Genomic DNA, 18,803 nt, shown 5'->3' on the forward strand with positions numbered 1-18,803 from the left:
GGGCTCCTTGCTGGTCGGTTCCGTGGCCGCGGACGGCCCGTGCCGCCCATCCTAGAAGTCGGCCGGAGCGCCTAGAGTCTGTTGTGCTTGGTTTCCACGACCCCCGCAGGAGAGCACCCATGAGCCCCACCGCCGATCGTTTCGACCGTCGCGAGGACGAGCGCTTCGACGACCGCCGCGAGGACCGGTACGACGACCGCCGGGAGGTCCAGCGTGACGTCCGGCGCGAGGAGCGCCCGGCCCCGCGTGCCGAGGAGGTCGAGGTCCCGGCCCGCAGCGGCGGCAAGACCGCCGGGATCTGGCTGGCGCTGATCCTCGGTGCGATCGTGCTGGTGCTGCTGCTGATCTTCGTGATCCAGAACAACATCCCGACCGTGTTCACCTACTTCGGGGCGCAGTTCACCCTGCCGCTGGGGGTGGCGATACTGCTGGCCGCGATCGTGGGCGCGCTGGTCATGGCGCTGGTCGGGTCGGTGCGGATGATGCAGATGGCCTGGCAGATGCGTCAGCTGCGCCGCGGCCTGGCCGAGCTGCGTGAGCGTCGCCGCTGATCACCGCGCCGATCATCCCAGCGAACTCCCAACCGATCAGAGCACCGTGGGGACCATGACCACCGAGCACACCGACTACGAGGCACGACTGCTCGTCGTCGACGACGAGACCAACATCCGCGATCTGCTGGCGACCTCGCTGCGTTTCGCCGGATTCGAGGTCTTCACCGCCGCCACCGGGAACGAGGCCATCAAGGAGGCCACCGAGCACCAGCCCGACCTGGTGGTGCTCGACGTGATGCTCCCCGACATGGACGGTTTCACCGTCACCCGTCGGCTGCGGGACCGCGGCGAGCAGTACCCGATCCTGTTCCTCACCGCCCGCGACGAGACCAAGGACAAGGTCCAGGGCCTCACCGTCGGCGGTGACGACTACGTCACCAAGCCGTTCAGCCTGGAGGAGGTCGTGGCGCGCATCCGAGCGGTGCTGCGCCGCACCGGCGGGGGCACCGAGGAGGTGGCCGAGAGCGCCATCGTCGTGGGTGATCTGCGGCTGGACGAGGACTCCCACGAGGTGTTCCGCGGTGACGTCCCGGTGGACCTCTCCCCCACCGAGTTCAAGCTGCTGCGGTATCTCATGCTCAACGCCGGCCGCGTGGTTTCCAAGACGCAGATCCTCGATCACGTGTGGGACTACGACTGGTCCGGTGAGGTCGGGATCGTCGAGTCGTACATCTCCTACCTGCGGCGGAAGATCGACGTGCTCGGGGAGCCCATGATCCACACCAAGCGCGGCATCGGGTACGTGCTGCGCGCCGCCGACTCCTGAGGCGCGCGGCGCCGATGCCGCGTCTCCCGCTGCGCACCCACCAGCCCGTGTCCCTGTGGACCCGGGTGGTCACCGTCATCTCTCTGCTGCTGTTGGCGGGCACCCTCGTCACGGGCGGGCTGTCGCTGTTCCTGTTGGAGCGCACGCTGCTGCAGACCGTCGACACCCAGCTCGACCAGGGCATGCAGGAGATGGTGGCCCTCACCGAGGCGGAGCTCGACGGGGACACCGGGCAGCGGCTGTCGCAGCTGTCCCGCGCCCCCGTGGACTTCGTGGTGGAGTTCCGCGGCCCCGATGGCACCACCATCGCCACCTTCGCGCCGCGCCGCCACGGGTCCCGCGGGGATCGGGCGGCCCTGCCGCAGCTGACCCAGCACGCGGTCGCGGCCCAGCAGGGCAAGCCGTTCACCGTGCTCGACGCCTCCGGGAACCGGTGGCGGGCGATGTCCGCACCGACCCGCGAGCCCGTCGGCGGCTCCGTGATCCTGGCGCTGCCGCTGGATGCCGTCGACTCGACCATGCACGAGATGGCCCTGATCATTGTGGTGGTGGGGTCGACCGTGGTGCTGGTGGGCATGGCCGCGGGGGGCTGGGTGGCGCACCGGGCGCTGGCACCACTGCGGGATGTCGAGAACACGGCCTCGCAGATCGCCGCCGGTGACCTCTCCCGCCGGGTGCCGGTCTCCGGGGCCTCGCAGGAGGTCGACACCCTCGCCATCACGCTCAACGAGATGCTGGTGCGGATCGAGCAGGCGTTCGCCTCGCAGAGCGAGTCCGAGGCGAAGGCCACGCGCTCGGAGGCGCGCATGCGCCGATTCGTCGGTGATGCCTCCCATGAGCTGCGCACCCCGCTGGCGGCGATCCGCGGATTCGGGGAGCTGTACCGCATGGGGGCGATGCGCACCGAGGAGGACGTCGCCCAGGCGATGCGCCGCATCGAGGACGAGGCCCGCCGCATGGGCTCCCTGGTGGAGAACCTGCTGCGCCTGGCCCGCCTGGATGAGAACCCGGAGCCCGACCTCGCCCCGGTGGACCTCGCCGACGCGATCTTCGACGCCGCCCAGGACCTGCGGGCGCTGGATCCCACCCGCACCGTCATGGTGGTGGGCCTCACCGGGACGCCACTGCCGGTGTCCCCGCATGTACCGGTCGGCGTGATGGGTGATGAACCGGCGCTGCGGCAGGTGATCCTCAACCTGGTCGGGAACGCGAATCGGCACACCCCGAAGGGCTCCCCCGTGGAGCTCGCGGTCGGGCATTCCCGTGAGGGAACGGTGCTGCTGGAGGTCCGTGACCACGGCAAGGGCATCCCGCCGGAACAGCGGGACAAGGTGTTCGAGCGGTTCTACCGCACCGACGAATCGCGACAGCGCACCCCCGAGCAGGGCGGCGGCGCCGGGCTGGGCCTGTCCATCGCCGCGACCATCGTGGATCAGCACAAGGGCCGCATCACGGTGCACCAGACCCCCGGCGGCGGCGCCACCTTCCGAGTGGAACTGCAGCCCGCGGAGATCGACCCGGAGGACAGCGTGGCACCCGATCAGGTCCGCGTCCTCGGTCAGGACGACGGGCCGTCCATCACCTGACCCGTCCACGGGGCGCCGGAGCGCGCCCGAGAGGCGGCATCGAGGCGCTCCAGCATCCGCCGGGCAGCCGCCCGGCCCGACGCATCGTGCGCCTCGATCCGCGGCGGCCGGGCCGGATCGTCGCGGGTGAGGCGGAAAGAGCCGGCTTGATCGGGCAGCGGATCGACGTGCCCGATCGGCCCGGTGATGAGGTCGCGGGGGACGGGATCGAGACCGAGCTGCGCGGCCGCTCGGCGGGTGCGCTCACGGCGCGCGGCGGGCCGGCGGGCCGCGGGGATGCGCAGGCCCCCGGCGATCAACCGCCGGGTCAGCTCCGCATTGCCGACCATCACCACCCCGGCCTCCCGCAGCCGGGTCTCGGCACCCATCGGCCAGTCGTAGTGGTCGAGATCGAAGGACCGGGGCGGCACGCCCGCCTGTGCGGCCGTCGCGTGGAGCTCCTCCAGGGAGGTGTCGGAGACCAGGTGCCCCCACAGGGTGCCGTGGCGGGGCCAGCGGGGCGTGTCGGCATAGACCGTCATACGCGGCCCAGACGCCGCAGCACCATCTCCAACGGCCCGCGACGGCCCGTGCGGGCGAGGAGCACGGCGAGCGCCAGGGTGAGCAGCCAGATGCCGAGGCTGATGACGGTGGCGGTGGCGGAGCCGACGGTGCCGCCCAGGCCGAGGCCCCACGCCGAGTACAGCGGCGCGGCGATCAGCGACTGCGCCACGTAGGCGGTGAGGGAGATCCGGCCGAGCGCGGCGAGCGGCTGCAGGGCCCGGCGGGATGCGGGCCGGTCGGCCAGCAGCGCGCACAGGGCGGCGATGCCGGCGGCGCCCGCCACGCCGGTGACCTGGTGCAGCACCCCGAGCAGGCCGAGCACGATCTCCGCCAGCGGGGAGCCGGCACCCGTGCCCGGCATCGCCCCGGGGGCCGCACCGGGCGCCGGCACGAGGGACGGGACGGCGAGGATCGCAGCGAGCGGCAGGGCACCGAGCACCGACGCGACCAGACCCCACAGGGCGAGGCGACGCAGCCACGGCCGCCACCGGGCGAGGTCCTCGAGGAACCGGACGCGGGCGGCGAGGGCCCCGAGTGCCAGCGGGGTGAGCAGGCCGATGTCGGCCAGGGGCGCGGTGAGCAGGGACCATCCCAGGGCCTGGCCGCGCTGCAGCAGGGACTGGCCGTAGGTGGGGGCGACGACCTCCGGGACGACGGGCGGCACCAGGCCGGACACGAGGCCGGAGGTGCCGTCGAACCAGCCCCAGGCGACCAGTCCGAGGACGCCGACGAGAGAGGTGAGGCCGAGCACCACCGGGTGACGGGGGATCAGCAGCACCAGCAGCAGCCCGAACAGGGCGTAGGCGTGGACGATGTCGCCGCTGAACAGCAGCAGCCCGTGCAGCAGACCGATCCCCAGCAGCACCAGGCAGCGGCGCCACAGCAGCAGCCGGGTGAGGGGGGCGCGGTCGCCGCGGTCGTGGGAGCGCCGCCACAGCACCCCGAGGCCCCAGCCGAACAGCAGTGCGAACAGGGGCAGCAGCCGGTTGTCGACGAGGACCGCGGCGAGGACATCGGCGGCGCGGTCCCACGGCACCGTGGTGCGCTGCTTGAACAGCACTGTCTGGTCGGAGCCGCTGAGGTAGTGGACGGTGTTGGCGATGACGATGCCGAGCAGCGCGAGGCCCCGTGCCGCGTCCGGCCCGATCAGGCGCGGGGCCGGCGGGGTGGTCATGCGGGGGTTCCCTGGTGGTGGCGCAGCAGCCAGCGTCCGCCGTCGCGCACCCACACCGAGGAGCGGCGCACCAGACGGTCAGCCCGACGGTCGTCCCACCGCACGAGCATCACGCCGGGGGCGATCTGTTCGGTGACCAGGTTCTCCGGCTGGGCGGGAGGATCCAGGGGCCCGAGGAGGTCGAGGATGCCCTGCCGGTCGTAGGCGCGGCCGGAGGCACCGATCTCGGTGGCGTGCGGGTGCACGAGACGGGCGGCGGCCTCGCGGCTCGAGCGGACGTCGTCGCGCAGGAGGGCGAGCTCAGCGGTGGCGACCTCGTCGGCGGCGATGTCGGCCACGGGGTCGATCGCAGGGCCGGTCTGCGGGTCATCCCCCAGCAGTGAGAGCAGGTCGCCCTCACCCGCCGTGGCGGCGCTCGGGGCGGGTGTCGGGGCGGTGGGCGCCGGGCCGCCGCGATACCCGGGTCCGACCTGCGGAGCGGTGCCCTTCTGGTAGGCGGTGGCGACGGCGCGGGCGCGCTCGTCGGCGGCCTCGTTCATGCGGTGCCCGGCGTGGCCGCGCACCCACTCGAACTCCACGCTGCGGCCCGCCAGCGCGGCATCGATCGCCTTCAGCAGGTCGACGTTCAGCACCGGCTTGCCGTCCTTCTTGCGCCATCCCTTGCGCTTCCAACCGGGCATCCAGCGGGTCACGGAGTTGATGACGTACTGGCTGTCGCACAGGATCCGCAGGTGCTGGTCGGCGTCGACGGCGGTGGCCTCGAGCAGGTCGAGCACCGCCTTCAGCTCGCCCATGTTGTTCGTCCCGTGGGGCCAGCCGCCGGCGCGCCAGGTGTCGTCGTCGATGTACCAGGCCCAGCCGGCCGGGCCGGGGTTCCCGAGGGCGGAGCCGTCTGCGGCCGCGGTGATCGTCATGCGACCCATTGTCCCGCACGGGGTGCGACGGGGCAGGATGGCGCCCCGTGCACGAGGGGGCGGCGGCCCTGCGTGCTGATGTCGGGACGCCTCACCCGCCAGCTCAGGCGGGGGCGTCGAGCGCGGTCCGCAGGATCGTCGCGACCTCCAGCATGGCGCGGCGGGAACTGCCGCCCGTGCCGAGGGTGTTGCAGAACGGGTGGACGAGTCCGGGCCAGCAGCGCTCCGACACCCGCACATCGGCCTCCCGCAGGCGCGCCGCCATGTCCCGGGACTCATCGCGCAGCGGGTCGAAGCCCGCGTATGCCAGGTGGGTGGGCGGCAGGCCGCGCAGATCGGGATCCCGCAGCGGCGACACCCGCGGATCGTCGGGCCCGACTCCCCCGGTGCCGGCCTCCGGCAGCAGCTGCCGCACATACCACTCGAGGTCGGGGACGGTGAGGAAGTAGCCGTCGTGGAACAGGGTGCGGGAGCGGCGCCGGGAGGCGAGGTCCAGCCACGGGGACAGCAGCACCAGCTGGGCAGGGGCGGGCAGGCCACGATCCCGGGCGGTGCGCGCCACGTGCACGGCGAGGTTGCCGCCGGCGGAGTCACCGGTGACGGCGATCCGCGGGGACAGGCCCAGACGCTCCGCCTGTGCGAGGGCCCAGCCGTAGGCGGTGACGGCGTCGTCGTGGCCTGCGGGGAACGGGTGCTCCGGGGCGAGGCGGTAGTCCACCAGAAGAACGGCTGCCCCGGAGTGATGCGCGAGGAACCGCGCCAGCGGCATATGGGACTCGATCGAACCGAGAGCGAACCCGCCGGCGTGGAAATGGACGATCAGCGGTGGGCGCCCGGCCGCGGCCGGCGGCCGCACCAGGCGCACCGGGATGCCCCCGTGATCCGCGGGAACCGTGTGGTCCTCGATCCCGCCGACCGGCAGCGGCCGCCCACCGAACTGCCAGGCCTCATGGTCCATGGTGCGGCGAGAGACCTCCACGGGCTGCGAGGCGAACGGCTTCGGCGGGGAGAGCGACAGGACCCGCAGACCGATCCGCACCTCCGGGTCGAGGACCTGGCCGTCGACCGTCCGCGCGGGACCCGCGAGTAGCCGCAGCACGGGGCGAGGCAGAGCAGCGAGGACCCCGACGGCGGCGCGCATCACACGATCCGCCGGGGTGGGGCGCAGCGCGGTCATCGGTGACTCCCTTCCCGGGTAGGTCCAGCGTACGAGACGGCGTGGACACCGACGGCGCGGTAGGCTCCCCTCGTCCCTTCCCCGGTCCCGCGTCGGCGGGGCCGACCCCCGCGCCCTCCCCCGGGCGCCTGACCCGAGGAGCCTCCTCATGTCGGCAGCAGTTCCGACGAGCTCCCCCACGCCCCGCACCAGCGGTCTGCGCGAGCTCACCCTCCGCGGCGTGATCATCGGCGGCATCATCACGCTGATCTTCACCGCGGCCAACGTCTACCTGGGCCTGAAGGTGGGCCTGACCTTCGCCACCTCCATCCCGGCGGCGGTCATCTCCATGGCGATCCTGCGGAACTTCCGCGATCACACGATCATGGAGAACAACATCGTCCAGACCATCGCCTCGGCGGCGGGCACCCTCTCCGCGATCATCTTCGTGCTGCCGGGTCTCGTCATCGTCGGCTGGTGGACCGGTTTCCCCTACTGGACCACCGTGGCGGTGTGTCTGCTGGGCGGCACGCTCGGCGTGATGTTCTCCATCCCGCTGCGCCGCGCCCTGGTGACCGGCTCCGACCTCCCCTACCCGGAGGGTGTCGCCGCCGCGGAGGTGCTGAAGGTCGGTAACGCCCACACCGGCGCCGTCGAGTCCAAGCGCGGCCTGCGGGCGATCCTCGTCGGCTCCCTCGCCGCCGCCGGGTTCAACCTGCTCGCGAACCTGAAGCTGATCGGGTCGTCCGTGGAGCGGGCGTTCCGCGTCGGCGCCGGCGGCACCATGGTCGGTGCCAGCCTCTCGCTGGCTCTCATCGGCGTCGGCCACCTGGTCGGCATCACCGTCGGCATCGCCATGATCATCGGCATGGTCCTCAGCTACTTCGTGCTGCTGCCCATGCGCTCCGCCGGGCAGGTCGGCCAGGGTGACCTGATGGAGACCGTCGGCGGGATCTTCGGCTCCGATGTGCGCTTCATCGGCGCCGGCGCCATCGCCGTGGCGGCGATCTGGACGCTGCTGCGGATCCTCGGGCCGATCGTCCGCGGCATCACCCAGAGCCTCGCCTCCAGCCGCGCCCGGAAGGCCGGCACCGAGGTGGACGTCACCGAGCGCGACATCCCGTTCCCGGTGGTCGCCGGGGTGACGCTCGCCTCGATGCTGCCGATCGCCGGGCTGCTGTGGTTCTTCGTGCGCGACACCGCCCTGGTCGGCAGCGTCGGCGGGCTGATCCTCGTCAGCATCCTGTACATCCTGCTGCTGGGCCTGCTCATCGCCTCCGTCTGCGGATACATGGCCGGTCTGATCGGCGCCTCCAACAGCCCGATCTCGGGCGTGGGCATCCTGGTGGCCCTCACCGCCGCCCTGGTGGTGAAGGCCGTCGCCGGTGGCGCCGACACCTCCGCGCTGGTCGCGTACACCCTGTTCACCGCCGCGGTGGCGTTCGGCATCGCGACCATCTCGAACGACAACCTGCAGGACCTCAAGACCGGCCAGCTGGTGGGCGCCACCCCGTGGAAGCAGCAGGTGGCGCTCGTGATCGGTGTGGCCTTCGGCTCCCTGATCATCCCCCCGGTGCTGGGCCTCATGGCCACCGCCTTCGGGTTCGCCGGAGCACCCGGGGCCGGTGAGAACGCCCTCGCCGCGCCGCAGGCCTCCCTGATCTCCTCGCTGGTGGAGGGCGTGCTCGGCGGTGACCTCGACTGGGGTCTGCTGGGCCTGGGTGCGCTGATCGGCGCCGTCGTGATCGTCATCGACGAGGTGCTGCGGGCCGTCTCCCGTCGCTCCGAGCGCAAGCTCGCACTGCCGCCGCTGGCGGTGGGCATGGGCATGTACCTGCCGATGGCCATCACCCTGATCATCCCGCTGGGTGCCCTCATCGGCATGCTGTACGACCGCTGGGCCGACCGCGCCCGCGATCCGGAGCTGGCCAAGCGCCTGGGCGTGCTGATGGCCACCGGTCTGATCGTCGGTGAGTCCCTGTTCGGAGTGCTGCTGGCGGGCATCGTCGCGGCCACCGGCAACGACTCCCCGCTCGCGATCATGCCGCAGGGTTTCGCCCCGATCGCGACCGTGCTCGGTGTGCTGGTGTTCGCCGCGACCGTCGCGGCGCTGTACCTGTGGGTGCGCAAGCTGTCCGAGCGTTCGGCGCTGGAGCACTGAGCCCGGCCGACTGCGCGACACCGACGGCCCGTCGTCCCGCTGCTGCGGGGTGGCGGGCCGTCGGCCTGTCGGGGTGGCCCTGCCGGGAACGTCACAGCCGGCCCGGCGTGCCGGGCCCGGGCGGGTAGTGTCGAGGATCTGCGCCGTCCAGCCCTGCCACGGCGCGCGCCCGACCCGGGCGTCCGACTCCCCGCGCGCCCTGGCGCCGGGTCGAGGTCGCGACCGGCAGGCCGTCATCGAACGGACCCCCTTTGACCTCCACCGATTTCGCGCGCCTCGGCGTGCCCCCTGTCCTGATCGAGGCGCTCGCGCCGCAGGGCATCACCTCCCCCACCCCCATCCAGCAGGCGACCCTGCCGGATTCCCTGGCCGGCCGGGACGTGCTCGGCCGCGGACGCACCGGCTCCGGGAAGACCTACGCCTTCCTGCTGCCGACCGTCGCCCGCCTGCTGGCCCAGCCGCGCCGCCGCCAGGCCCGTCGACCCCGGGCGCTGATCCTCGCACCCACCCGGGAACTGGCCAGCCAGATCGGCGAGTCGCTCGCCCCTCTGGCCCGGGCAGCCGAGCTGCGGTACGCCGTCGTGTTCGGCGGGGTCGGCCAGAAGCCCCAGGTGGATACCCTCACGGGCGGTATCGACGTGCTCATCGCCTGCCCCGGCCGGTTGCTCGACCTCATGGGCCAGGGCCACGCGGATCTCTCCGCCGTGGAGATCACCGTGCTGGACGAGGCCGACCACATGAGCGACATGGGGTTCCTGCCGATGGTGCGGCGGATCCTCGACCGCACCCCGCGGCGCGGTCAGCGAATGCTGTTCTCCGCCACCCTCGACGGCGGGGTGCGCACCGTCGTGGACCGGTACCTGCACGACCCGGTGACACACTCCGCCGATCCGGCGACCTCGCCCGTCGGCACCATGGACCATCACGTCCTGGAGGTCACCCCGGAGACCCGCTTCGACGTCATCCGGGATCTGGCCGCCGCCCCCGGCCGCACCATCGTCTTCACCCGCACGAAGTACGGCGCCAAGGGCATGACCCGCAAGCTCAACCGCTCCGGGGTGGCGGCCGTGGAACTGCACGGCAACCTCTCGCAGAACGCACGGGTGCGCACCATGGAGGCCTTCGAATCGGGTGCCGCGACCACGCTGGTGTGCACCGACATCGCCGCCCGTGGCATCCATGTCGACGATGTCGGCCTGGTGGTGCACGCCGACCCGCCAGCCGAGCACAAGGCCTACCTGCACCGCAGCGGCCGCACCGCCCGCGCCGGCTCCGACGGCACCGTGGTGACGGTGCAGCTGCCGGAGCAGCGCAAGGACGTGGCCGGGCTCATGCGTCAGGCGAACATCCGCCCCACCCACCACCAGGACGTGCATGCCGGCAGCCCGGTGCTGCAGGAGCTCGCGCCCGGCGAGCGGCAGATCTCCGAGGTGGCCACGGACCCGGCACCGGCCCCGCAGCAGACGGGCACCGGCGGTGGGCGCGGGCCCGGTGGAGGCCGCACAGGCGGCGGGCGTGGCTCCGGCAGCGGGCGCCGTCGTCGGCGCGTTGCGGGCCAAGGCCGCCCTCGCGGGTGACCGACCGGAGCCGCCCCACCGGTCCTGCCCCGGGTACCGTACGGGGGCGCCCCTCGGCCCCCGCACCCCACGCCCCGCCCCAGGAGGCACCGTGACCCCTTCTCAGCCCGTGGACCTCACCCGGTTCGCCTGGCTGTCGATCGCCGCTGCGATCGCCACCATCGCGTTGAAGACCGCCGCCTGGGCGATGACCGGGTCGGTCGGCCTGCTCTCCGATGCCGCGGAGTCGACGGTGAACCTGGTGGCCGCGATCGGCGCGCTGATCGCCCTGAAGATCGCGGCGAAACCCGCCACCGAGCAGTTCCTCTACGGGCGGGCGAAGGCCGAATACTTCTCTGCAGCGGTGGAGGGCGCCATGATCTTCGTGGCGGCCGCCGTGATCCTGGTGACGAGTGTGGAGCGCTTCATCCATCCGCGTCCGCTGGAGAATGTCGGCCCGGCGCTGCTGATCTCCGTGGCGGCGAGCCTGCTGAACGGTGTGGTGGCGGTGGTGCTGATGCGCGCCGGTGCGCGTCACCGGTCCATCACCCTCACCGCCGACGGCGAACACCTCATGACGGACGTGTGGACCTCCGTGGGCGTGCTGGTCGGCGTGGGGCTGGTGTGGTTGACGGGCTGGGACCGTCTCGATGCCGTGGTGGCCTTCGCCGTGGGTGTGAACATCATCGTGACCGGCATCGGGTTGATGACCGAGTCGATCTCCGGATTGCTCGACAAGGTGCTGCCGGAGGAGGACAACGCCGTGATCACGGAGATCCTGCGGCGCCGCACCGACGGTCAGGTGACGTTCCACGGCCTGCAGACCCGCGAGGCGGGGCAGCAGAAGTTCATGAACGTGCACGTGCTGGTGCCCGACGACTGGACGGTGAAACAGGGCCACGACTACATCGACGGCCTCGAGGACGAGCTGCGCGGCGCCCTGGAGGGGTTGCATGTGCTCACGCACCTGGAGCCCATCAGCGATCCGGCGTCGTACATGGACATCCCCACGGCCTACATCCGTATCCACGACGACGACCACGATCCGACGGTGCCGCCCCGCGAGGATTGAGACCCGGCTCTCCGGTCTGCGGCCCGCGACGGGACGGACGTCACGGTCCCACTGATTCCTCGCCATTCCACTGCATTCGTGCAGGTCATACGGTGGCATGACGCTCCACCCTTCGGTGGCGCCACCCCCACCGAAGGACCCCCGCATGACCACTGTGTCCCGCCGTGCCCTGACCCGAGGCGTCCTCTGGGCCGCCCCGTCGCCGTCGTCTCCGTGACCGCCCCCGCCCTCGCCGCGTCGCAGTGTGACCCGAGCACGAATGTGACGGGATCGGCCCTGGTGTACCCATCAGACAACTATTCGATGGCCAACACCGGCGTGATCGCCATGACGCCGACAATCGTGGAGAACACTGTGGCCATCGGCACCACCGAAGGCGGTACCCCCCTCGCTGCCGGCTTGGAGGTCCTCTACCTCTGGCGGCTCACCGTTCCCTCGACCTACACCACCGACCAGATCGGGACGCTCACGTTCAGCAGCCCTGACGGTTCCCTCGACATCGTCTCCACCACAGGTCTGACGCCCTCGCCCGGACCGCTGACCTCAGTGCAGAATCCCGACGGGACCTGGACCGACGTCGAGACAACCACCTGGACTGCAACGGCCCTTGTGCGAGTGGTCGGGCCACTCGATGGCTCCGGGACCGCCGACGGTCAGCTGCACTATGTCGTCAGAGGTATGGACGCGGGACTCTACGACGCCAGTGGGCCTCTGGGATTCGGGGCAGGCATCGACACCACCGCGTCGCCGACGATCGCGACGAGCGCACTCGACCCCTGCCAGGGAGTGGCCCTGGGCTACACCGCCGCGCGTGAGCAGAAGGTCCGCGAGTGACCCTGCCCTCGCTCGGCTGATGCCGCGCCGATGGACCCGGGAGCGCTGGGGCGCTCCCGGGCCGCATACTGAGCGGATGCACCCCCTGGTCCTGCAATCCGACTTCGGCCTCGACGACGGCGCCGTCAGCGCCATGTACGGCGTGGCCCTGGGCGTCGCCCCGCAGCTGCGGGTCCACGACCTCACCCACAACATCCCGCCGTACGACATCCACGAGGGGTCCTACCGTCTCGCGCAGGTGGTGCAGTACTGGCCCGAGGGCACAGTGTTCGTGTCCGTCGTGGATCCGGGAGTGGGCTCCGACCGGCTGAGCGTCGTCGCCCGCACCGCCAGCGGCCACCTGGTCGTGACGCCCAACAACGGCACCCTCACCCATGTCGATCGCTTCTTCGGGCTGGACGAGGTGCGGATCATCGATGAGACCGCCAACCGTCTGCAGGGATCCGCGGAGTCCTACACCTTCCACGGTCGCGACGTCTACGCCTACACCGGGGCGCGCCTCGCCGCCGGGATCATCGACTTCGCCGATGTCGGTGCCCCCGTTGCCCGGGAGGAGCTGGTGACCCTGCCGGTCGATGACCCGGTCCTCGAGGACGGCGCCGTCCACGGCGCGATCGATGCTCTCGACGTGCGCTACGGCTCCCTGTGGACCTCCATCCCGCGGCCCCTGTTCCGCGAGCTCGGGGTCGAGCACGGGGACCGCGTCACGGTGCGCGTGATGCACCACGATGTCGTCGTCCATGCCGCCCAGATGCGCTACGTGCCGAGTTTCGCGTCGGTGGAGATCGGCGAGTCCCTGCTGTACGTGAACTCCCTGGACCGTATGGCCATCGCCATCAACCGGGGACACTATGCGCGCGCCTTCTCCCTGGGCACCGGCGCCTCCTGGCGGGTGTCGCTGCGCCCCGCACCCTGATCCCGTCCATCCCTCCTCTCACCCACCGGAGACCACCATGCACCGCACCTCCCCCGTCACCCAGGTCGTCGCCATCGGCATCGGCGCCGCCCTGTTCTTCGTCCTCGGCCGCTTCGTGGCGGTCCCCTCCCCCGTGCCGAACACCTCGATCGCTCTGCAGTACGGGGTGCTGGCGGTGTTCGCGGTGCTGTATGGGCCGTGGGTGGGTGCGCTCGCCGGGTTCATCGGCCACCTACTGGTGGACGCCACCGGGTTCGGCATCTGGCTCTCCTGGGAGTTCGCGACGGGGGTGTTCGGACTGGTCGTCGGCCTGCTGATGCTGCGTCACGCGATCCACGAGGGTGAGTTCGGCGGCCGCACCATCGGCCGGTTCCTGGGCGCCGTGGTGGTCGCGCACGCTCTGGCCTGGCTGGTCATCGCCCCGCTGGGTGACATCCTCATCTACGCCGAGCCCGCCGGGAAGGTGTTCACGCAGGGCGCGGTCGCTTTCGTCGCGAACACCCTCACCACCGGGGTGATCGGCACTCTGCTCCTGCTGGCCTACTCCCGCACCCGCACCCGCACCGGTTCGCTGACCGTCGACCGGTGAGCCCGGCCGCCCAGCGTCCCGACGACCCACTGATCCGGCTCGAGGACGTCACCTTCCAGTACCGTGCTCAAGCTGAGCCGACCCTGCACCAGGTGTCGCTGCGGATCGACGCCGGGGAACGGGTCGCGATCATCGGTGCCTCCGGCAGTGGGAAGTCGACCCTTCTGCGGTTGATCAACGGCCTCGTGCCGCACCGTTTCCCCGGCACCCTCCAGGGGAGAGTGCACGTGGCGGGCCTCGACCCGTCCCGCGCCTCCCTGGTGGAGGTCTCACGGGTCGCGGGCACCGTGCTGCAGGACGCCAATGCGCAGTTCGTCGGCCTCACCGTCGCGGAGGACATCGCGTTCTCGCTGGAGAACCAGCAGGTCGATCCCGCGCACATGCCCCGGAGGGTGGCACAGGCGGCGCGGCTCGTGGGTATCGATCATCGTCTCGACGACCCGCCGCAGGCCCTGTCCGGAGGTCAGAAGCAACGCGTGGCGATGGCCGGGGTGCTGGTCGACGAGGTGCGCGCACTGCTGGTGGATGAGCCACTCGCGATGCTGGACCCCGCCTCAGGGCGGGCGGCGATCGATCTGCTCGCGCAGGTGCACGCGCAGCGCGGCACCGCCGTGGTGATCGTGGAGCACCGGCTGGAGGACGTCCTGCACCGCGACGTCGACCGCGTGGTGCTGATGGATCAGGGTCGGATCGTCGCCGACGCCCCACCGGATGAGATGCTGGCCAGCGGGGTGCTGCCCGCGCACGGCATCCGACCTCCGTTGCATGTGGAGGCCCTGCGGCATGCCGGCCAGCCGGTCACCGCGCAGCAGGCGCCACGCCGGGCGGAGACGCTCACTCTGACACCCGCCCAGGTGGAGGCACTTCACCACTGGGTGACGTCCGGGCCGACCTCCCCTCCGACGGTGCAGACTCCGCCCGTGGCAGCGGGCCTACCGGTCTCAGCCACGCTGGAGCTCCAGGACGTGGCCGTCGACCTGGGCGGCCGGCGGGTGCTCGACGGGGTGAGCGCCTCCGTCGGACGCGGGGAGATCGTCGGCCTCGTCGGCTCCAACGGTGCGGGGAAATCGACGCTCGCGCGGGCGATCGCGGGGTTCGTGCCGCTCGCCGGTGGCCGGATCCTGCTGGACGGGCGCGACACCGCTTCCGAGGGCATCGCCGCCCGCGGCCGCCGCGTCGGCTACGTCCTCCAGGAACCCTCACAGATGCTGTCGCAGCCCACGGTCCGGGAGGAGGTCGCCCTCGGCCTCGGACGGAACCCCGAGGAGCCGGAGGCCGCGGAGCGCATCCGCCACGCACTCGAGGTGTGCGGGCTGTTGCCCTACCGGTCATGGCCGATCAGCGCGCTGTCCCACGGGCAGCGCAAACGCCTCACCATCGCGTCAGTGCTGGTGGTGGGTCCGTCTGTGCTGATCCTGGACGAGCCCACCGCGGGGCAGGACATGCGCCATGCCGCGGAATTCATGGACCACGTGGAGCTGGTGGCCGCCGAGGGCACCGCCGTGGTGCTGGTGACCCACGACATGCACCTCGCCCTGGAGTACACGCAGCGGGTGCTGGTGATGAGCGGAGGCCGCCTCCTGGCCGACGCGCACCCCGCGCGGGTGCTCACCGACCCGGAGCTCACCCACGCCGCCGATCTGGTGACCACCGGTTTGCACACCCTCGCCGTGCGCTGCGGCCTGGACCCGGACGCGCTGGTGCGCCGTCAGATCGCCGCGGACCGGGAGGAGCGGGCATGAGCGGCTCTGTCCTGGGGTACGTGGACCGGCCCGGGGCCCTGCACCGTCTCAGCGGGGTGTCGAAGCTGGTGCTGGTGATCGGCGTGGTGATCGGCGGCATGCTGACCTTCGACCTGCGCTACCTGCTGGCCCTGTGCGTGCTCTCGGCTGTGCTGTGGGTGGTCTCGCGGGTGCGGTTGCGGGACCTGGCCGTGGTGCTCGGGTTCATCGCCGTGTTCATGACGCTGAACAACCTGCTCATCTACGTGTTCGCACCGCAGTACGGCGCAGAGCTGTTCGGATCCCGCACGGTGCTGGTGGGTCTGCCGGGCCGCTGGGCGCTCACCGCCGAACAGCTGTGGTATCAGGCGTCCGTCACCGCGAAGTATGTGGCGATCCTGCCCAGCGTGCTGCTGTTCATCGCCACCACGCGACCGCCGGAGTTCGCCTCCTCACTGCATCGTCTCGGTGTCCCGTACCGCATCGCCTATGCGGTATCCCTGGCTCTGCGCTACATCCCCGAGGTGCAGCAGGAGTTCCTGATCATCTCCCGCGCACAGCAGGCCCGCGGACGGGACCTGAGCCGCGCGGCGCCGCTGCGCGAGCGGATCCGCAACGCAGTGGGGGTGTTGGTGCCCCTGCTGTTGGGCACCTTCGAACGGATCGAGACGGTGGCCACCGCGATGGAGCTGCGCGGCTTCGGCAGCGGACGCGGCCGCACCTGGTACGCCCGGCGTCCCCTGCGTGTCGCCGACGGGTTCGTGATCGCGCTGGGGGTGCTGATCGCCGTGGTCGGCGCCCTGATGGTGGTCATCGACGGCGGACGCTTCTGGAATGTCTTCGCGGCCTGACCCGCCCACCTCACACGCCCCGGCACGCCCCCGTCGACGCGCGTAGATTCGCCTCATGAGCTCTGTGCGCGTTCCCCTGTCAATCCTCGATGTGGTGCCGATCGCGGAGGGCACCACCGCCGCCCGGGCCATCGCCGATTCCGTGGCGGCGGCACAGGCGGCCGACCGTCTCGGCTACGAGCGCTTCTGGTACGCCGAGCACCACAACGCCGTGAACCTCGCCGCGACCGCGACCAGTGTGCTGATCGCTCATGCCGCCGCTCGCACCGAACGCATCCGCGTCGGCTCCGGCGGGGTGATGATCCCGAACCATGCACCGCTGGCGGTGATCGAGCAGTTCGGCACCCTGGTGCAGATCCACGGCGACCGCATCGACCTGGGTCTGGGCCGCGCCCCCGGCACCGACCCGCTCACCGCCCAGCTGCTGTCCCGCACGGCCGCCGACCCAGAGGCGTTCATGGAGGCGGTGCGACTGATGCAGGCGTGGTCGGCCCCTGCGGATCAGGAGCGGACGCTGCGGATCCAGGCCCCCGTGGCGGAGGGCACGCAGGTACCGATGTGGGTGCTCGGCTCCACCGTCAACGGCGCCCGGCTGGCCGCGCGCCTAGGCCTGCCCTTCGCCGTGGCCAGCCATTTCGCCCCCGATCAGCTGTTCCAGGCGCTGGAGCTGTACCGGCGGGAGTTCACGGCCGACGCCCCGACGGCGCAGATCCGTGAGCCCCGCACCATGGTCGCGGTGAACGTGGTGGTGGCCGACACCGACGAGCAGGCCCGTCGACTGTTCACCACCGGGCAGCAGGCCTTCGCGGGGATCATCACCGGGCAGCGACGCCTGGCGCAGCCGCCGGTCGACGACATCACCACCGTGGTGCCGGAACCCGTGCTGCAGCGGGTGGAACACGCCACCTCCGTGCGGGCCGTCGGCTCCCCCGACACCGTGACGGCCCAGTTGGAGCGACTGGTCGAGCAGACGAGGGCCGACGAGCTGATCCTCTCGGGCACCTTCGTGGACGTAGCCGACCGGTTGCGGTCGCTGGAGCTGCTGGCACGCGCCTGGGGCCTGCCGGGTGCCGTCAGTGCGGCTGGGTGACCCGACGCCACGCCGGTGACGTGGCGAGGTGGGCGAGGGCCAGGCCCAACCCGGCCGCGAGGATCACCTGCACCGCCTCCTGCGCCAGCACCAGGGCCCCGGTGACGTCCCCGGAGTTCATCAGGGCGAACGCCATGGACAGCGTGAAACCGGGGATCATGATCACCACCGCCGGCACGGAGATGGTGGTGCGGGGGATGTGCGTCAGCCGCGCCACTAGGTAGGCGAGCGCCCCCACCAGGCAGGTCGCCACCAGGGTCGCGAGCTGCGCGGGGGCCCCGGAGTCGATCATCGCCAGCCGCAGCGTGTTCGCGACCATCGACACCGCGGCGGCCCCCAGGGCGATGCCCCACGGGGAGTTGAAGATGACGGCGAACCCCAGCACGCCGACGAATGTGGCCAGCGCCCGCAGCACCAGGTCCAGCACGAACGGGACCTCAGCCCCAGGGGGCATACCCGGGGTGATCCCGACGACCACCGACACCGTCCACACGCTCGCCGCGGCGGCCAGCACGATCATTGCCGAGTAGGTGAGCCGGGCGACGCCCGCCGAGAAATCGGAGCGCACGATGTCGAGGATCCCGGTGATCATCGGGAACCCCGGCACCAGGAACAGCATCGCCGCGAGATACCCGCCCTCATGGCCGGGCCCCACCACCCCCCAGCGGGTGCCGGCGGCGATCGTCAGGGCGTACACGATGCTCGTGAGGGTGGCCGCGAGCACGGTGATCAGCAGGTGGTTCCACTGGCGGCGCTGCAGGGCCCGACGCAGCGCCTGACCGAGGGTCGCAGCGATCAGCACGCACACCATCTCCGTCGGACCGCCACGGTTCAGGAACGAGAACGCCGCGCAGGCGAGACCCGCCGCGAGAGCGTTCACCACTGCGGAATGGAGCGGCGGCCGGGCGGCGATCACCGCGAGCCGCTCGAACACCTCCGCGGCCTCGACCCGCTCCGGGAGGTCCTCGACCATGCGGTGGATCCGCGCGAGATGGTCGACATCGACGCCGACGTGCTCGGGTTGGGTGATGCGCGTGCGGTACCGCCCCCCGAGGGTGGCTGTGGCGGTGATGTCGGTGAAGGTGACGATCGCCCGGAAGGAGTCGAGCCCCAACGCCCGCGCCACCACGGCCATCGCCGCCTTCACCCGGAACGACGCCATGCCGCCGGCCAGCAGGGCCGCGCCGACCGCCGCAGCCGCCTCGGAGCGGACCGTCAGCGAGTCGGGGACCCCGAGGGGGCTGGTGGCGGTGGAGACCGGGGCCGGGTGGTCGTGCTCCTGCTCAGGCTGCATACCTCGAGGCTAGGGCACACTCCCGG

At 71.7% G+C, this 18,803-nt stretch carries 17 protein-coding genes; 12 read left to right on the forward strand and 5 right to left on the reverse strand.

The window, feature by feature from the left end:
• The first annotated feature begins 119 nt into the window (after positions 1–119).
• From JSY14_RS05105 to JSY14_RS05115, 3 genes are read left to right on the forward strand one after another with little or no spacing between them, the layout of a single operon-like run.
• The gene (locus JSY14_RS05105; RefSeq protein ID WP_259557685.1) at positions 120–551 is read left to right on the forward strand and encodes a LapA family protein; all 432 of its coding nucleotides are present in this window, start codon (positions 120–122) and stop codon (positions 549–551) included.
• A 55-nt stretch (positions 552–606) separates the two neighbouring features.
• Positions 607–1,320, forward strand: coding sequence for a response regulator transcription factor (locus tag JSY14_RS05110; protein WP_259557686.1), 714 nt, complete (start codon positions 607–609; stop codon positions 1,318–1,320).
• A 14-nt stretch (positions 1,321–1,334) separates the two neighbouring features.
• Positions 1,335–2,906: a sensor histidine kinase gene (locus tag JSY14_RS05115; RefSeq protein WP_259557687.1), complete on the forward strand. Its 1,572-nt coding sequence runs from the start codon at positions 1,335–1,337 to the stop codon at positions 2,904–2,906.
• Here the strand turns inward: JSY14_RS05115 and JSY14_RS05120 are convergent.
• The 4 genes from JSY14_RS05120 to JSY14_RS05135 form a co-directional block, all read right to left on the reverse strand.
• Positions 2,879–3,427, reverse strand: coding sequence for a DUF4031 domain-containing protein (locus tag JSY14_RS05120; RefSeq protein WP_259557688.1), 549 nt, complete (start codon positions 3,425–3,427; stop codon positions 2,879–2,881). The genes JSY14_RS05115 and JSY14_RS05120 overlap by 28 nt on opposite strands.
• Positions 3,424–4,623, reverse strand: coding sequence for a DUF418 domain-containing protein (locus JSY14_RS05125; RefSeq protein WP_259557690.1), 1,200 nt, complete (start codon positions 4,621–4,623; stop codon positions 3,424–3,426). Before JSY14_RS05125 ends, JSY14_RS05120 begins: the two co-directional genes overlap by 4 nt.
• Positions 4,620–5,537: a ribonuclease HI family protein gene (locus JSY14_RS05130; protein ID WP_259557691.1), complete on the reverse strand. Its 918-nt coding sequence runs from the start codon at positions 5,535–5,537 to the stop codon at positions 4,620–4,622. The genes JSY14_RS05125 and JSY14_RS05130 overlap by 4 nt, the downstream gene beginning before the upstream one ends.
• A 103-nt stretch (positions 5,538–5,640) precedes the next feature.
• Positions 5,641–6,714, reverse strand: coding sequence for an alpha/beta hydrolase (locus JSY14_RS05135; protein WP_259557692.1), 1,074 nt, complete (start codon positions 6,712–6,714; stop codon positions 5,641–5,643).
• A gap of 148 nt (positions 6,715–6,862) precedes the next feature.
• Between JSY14_RS05135 and JSY14_RS05140 the strand changes: the two genes are divergently transcribed.
• From JSY14_RS05140 to JSY14_RS05180, 9 genes are all read left to right on the forward strand, one after another.
• Complete coding sequence (locus JSY14_RS05140) at positions 6,863–8,854, forward strand: OPT family oligopeptide transporter (RefSeq protein WP_259557694.1); 1,992 nt, start codon at positions 6,863–6,865, stop codon at positions 8,852–8,854.
• 251 nt (positions 8,855–9,105) lie between these two features.
• On the forward strand, positions 9,106–10,431 hold the full coding sequence (locus JSY14_RS05145; RefSeq protein WP_259557695.1) for a DEAD/DEAH box helicase: 1,326 nt from the start codon (positions 9,106–9,108) through the stop codon (positions 10,429–10,431).
• A gap of 91 nt (positions 10,432–10,522) precedes the next feature.
• Complete coding sequence (locus JSY14_RS05150) at positions 10,523–11,482, forward strand: cation diffusion facilitator family transporter (protein WP_259557697.1); 960 nt, start codon at positions 10,523–10,525, stop codon at positions 11,480–11,482.
• Between the two features lie 303 nt (positions 11,483–11,785).
• Entirely contained in the window at positions 11,786–12,316 is a 531-nt protein-coding gene (locus JSY14_RS05155) for a hypothetical protein (RefSeq protein WP_259557698.1), read from the forward strand.
• A gap of 76 nt (positions 12,317–12,392) precedes the next feature.
• On the forward strand, positions 12,393–13,232 hold the full coding sequence (locus JSY14_RS05160; RefSeq protein WP_259557699.1) for an SAM hydrolase/SAM-dependent halogenase family protein: 840 nt from the start codon (positions 12,393–12,395) through the stop codon (positions 13,230–13,232).
• Positions 13,233–13,269: 37 nt separating this feature from the next.
• Positions 13,270–13,821: an ECF-type riboflavin transporter substrate-binding protein gene (locus tag JSY14_RS05165; protein ID WP_259557700.1), complete on the forward strand. Its 552-nt coding sequence runs from the start codon at positions 13,270–13,272 to the stop codon at positions 13,819–13,821.
• On the forward strand, positions 13,818–15,563 hold the full coding sequence (locus JSY14_RS05170; RefSeq protein WP_259557701.1) for an ABC transporter ATP-binding protein: 1,746 nt from the start codon (positions 13,818–13,820) through the stop codon (positions 15,561–15,563). Before JSY14_RS05165 ends, JSY14_RS05170 begins: the two co-directional genes overlap by 4 nt.
• Positions 15,560–16,393, forward strand: coding sequence for an energy-coupling factor transporter transmembrane component T family protein (locus JSY14_RS05175; protein WP_259557702.1), 834 nt, complete (start codon positions 15,560–15,562; stop codon positions 16,391–16,393). Before JSY14_RS05170 ends, JSY14_RS05175 begins: the two co-directional genes overlap by 4 nt.
• A 55-nt stretch (positions 16,394–16,448) precedes the next feature.
• Positions 16,449–17,483, forward strand: a complete 1,035-nt coding sequence (locus JSY14_RS05180) for an LLM class flavin-dependent oxidoreductase (RefSeq protein ID WP_259557703.1) — start codon at positions 16,449–16,451, stop codon at positions 17,481–17,483.
• Here JSY14_RS05180 and JSY14_RS05185 read toward each other — a convergent pair.
• Positions 17,467–18,777, reverse strand: a complete 1,311-nt coding sequence (locus JSY14_RS05185; protein WP_259557705.1) for a threonine/serine exporter family protein — start codon at positions 18,775–18,777, stop codon at positions 17,467–17,469. The genes JSY14_RS05180 and JSY14_RS05185 overlap by 17 nt on opposite strands.
• Positions 18,778–18,803: the final 26 nt, after the last annotated feature.

It is taken from the genome of Brachybacterium sillae, from assembly GCF_025028335.1.
In the GTDB taxonomy this organism is placed as follows: Bacteria; Actinomycetota; Actinomycetes; order Actinomycetales; family Dermabacteraceae; genus Brachybacterium; species Brachybacterium sillae.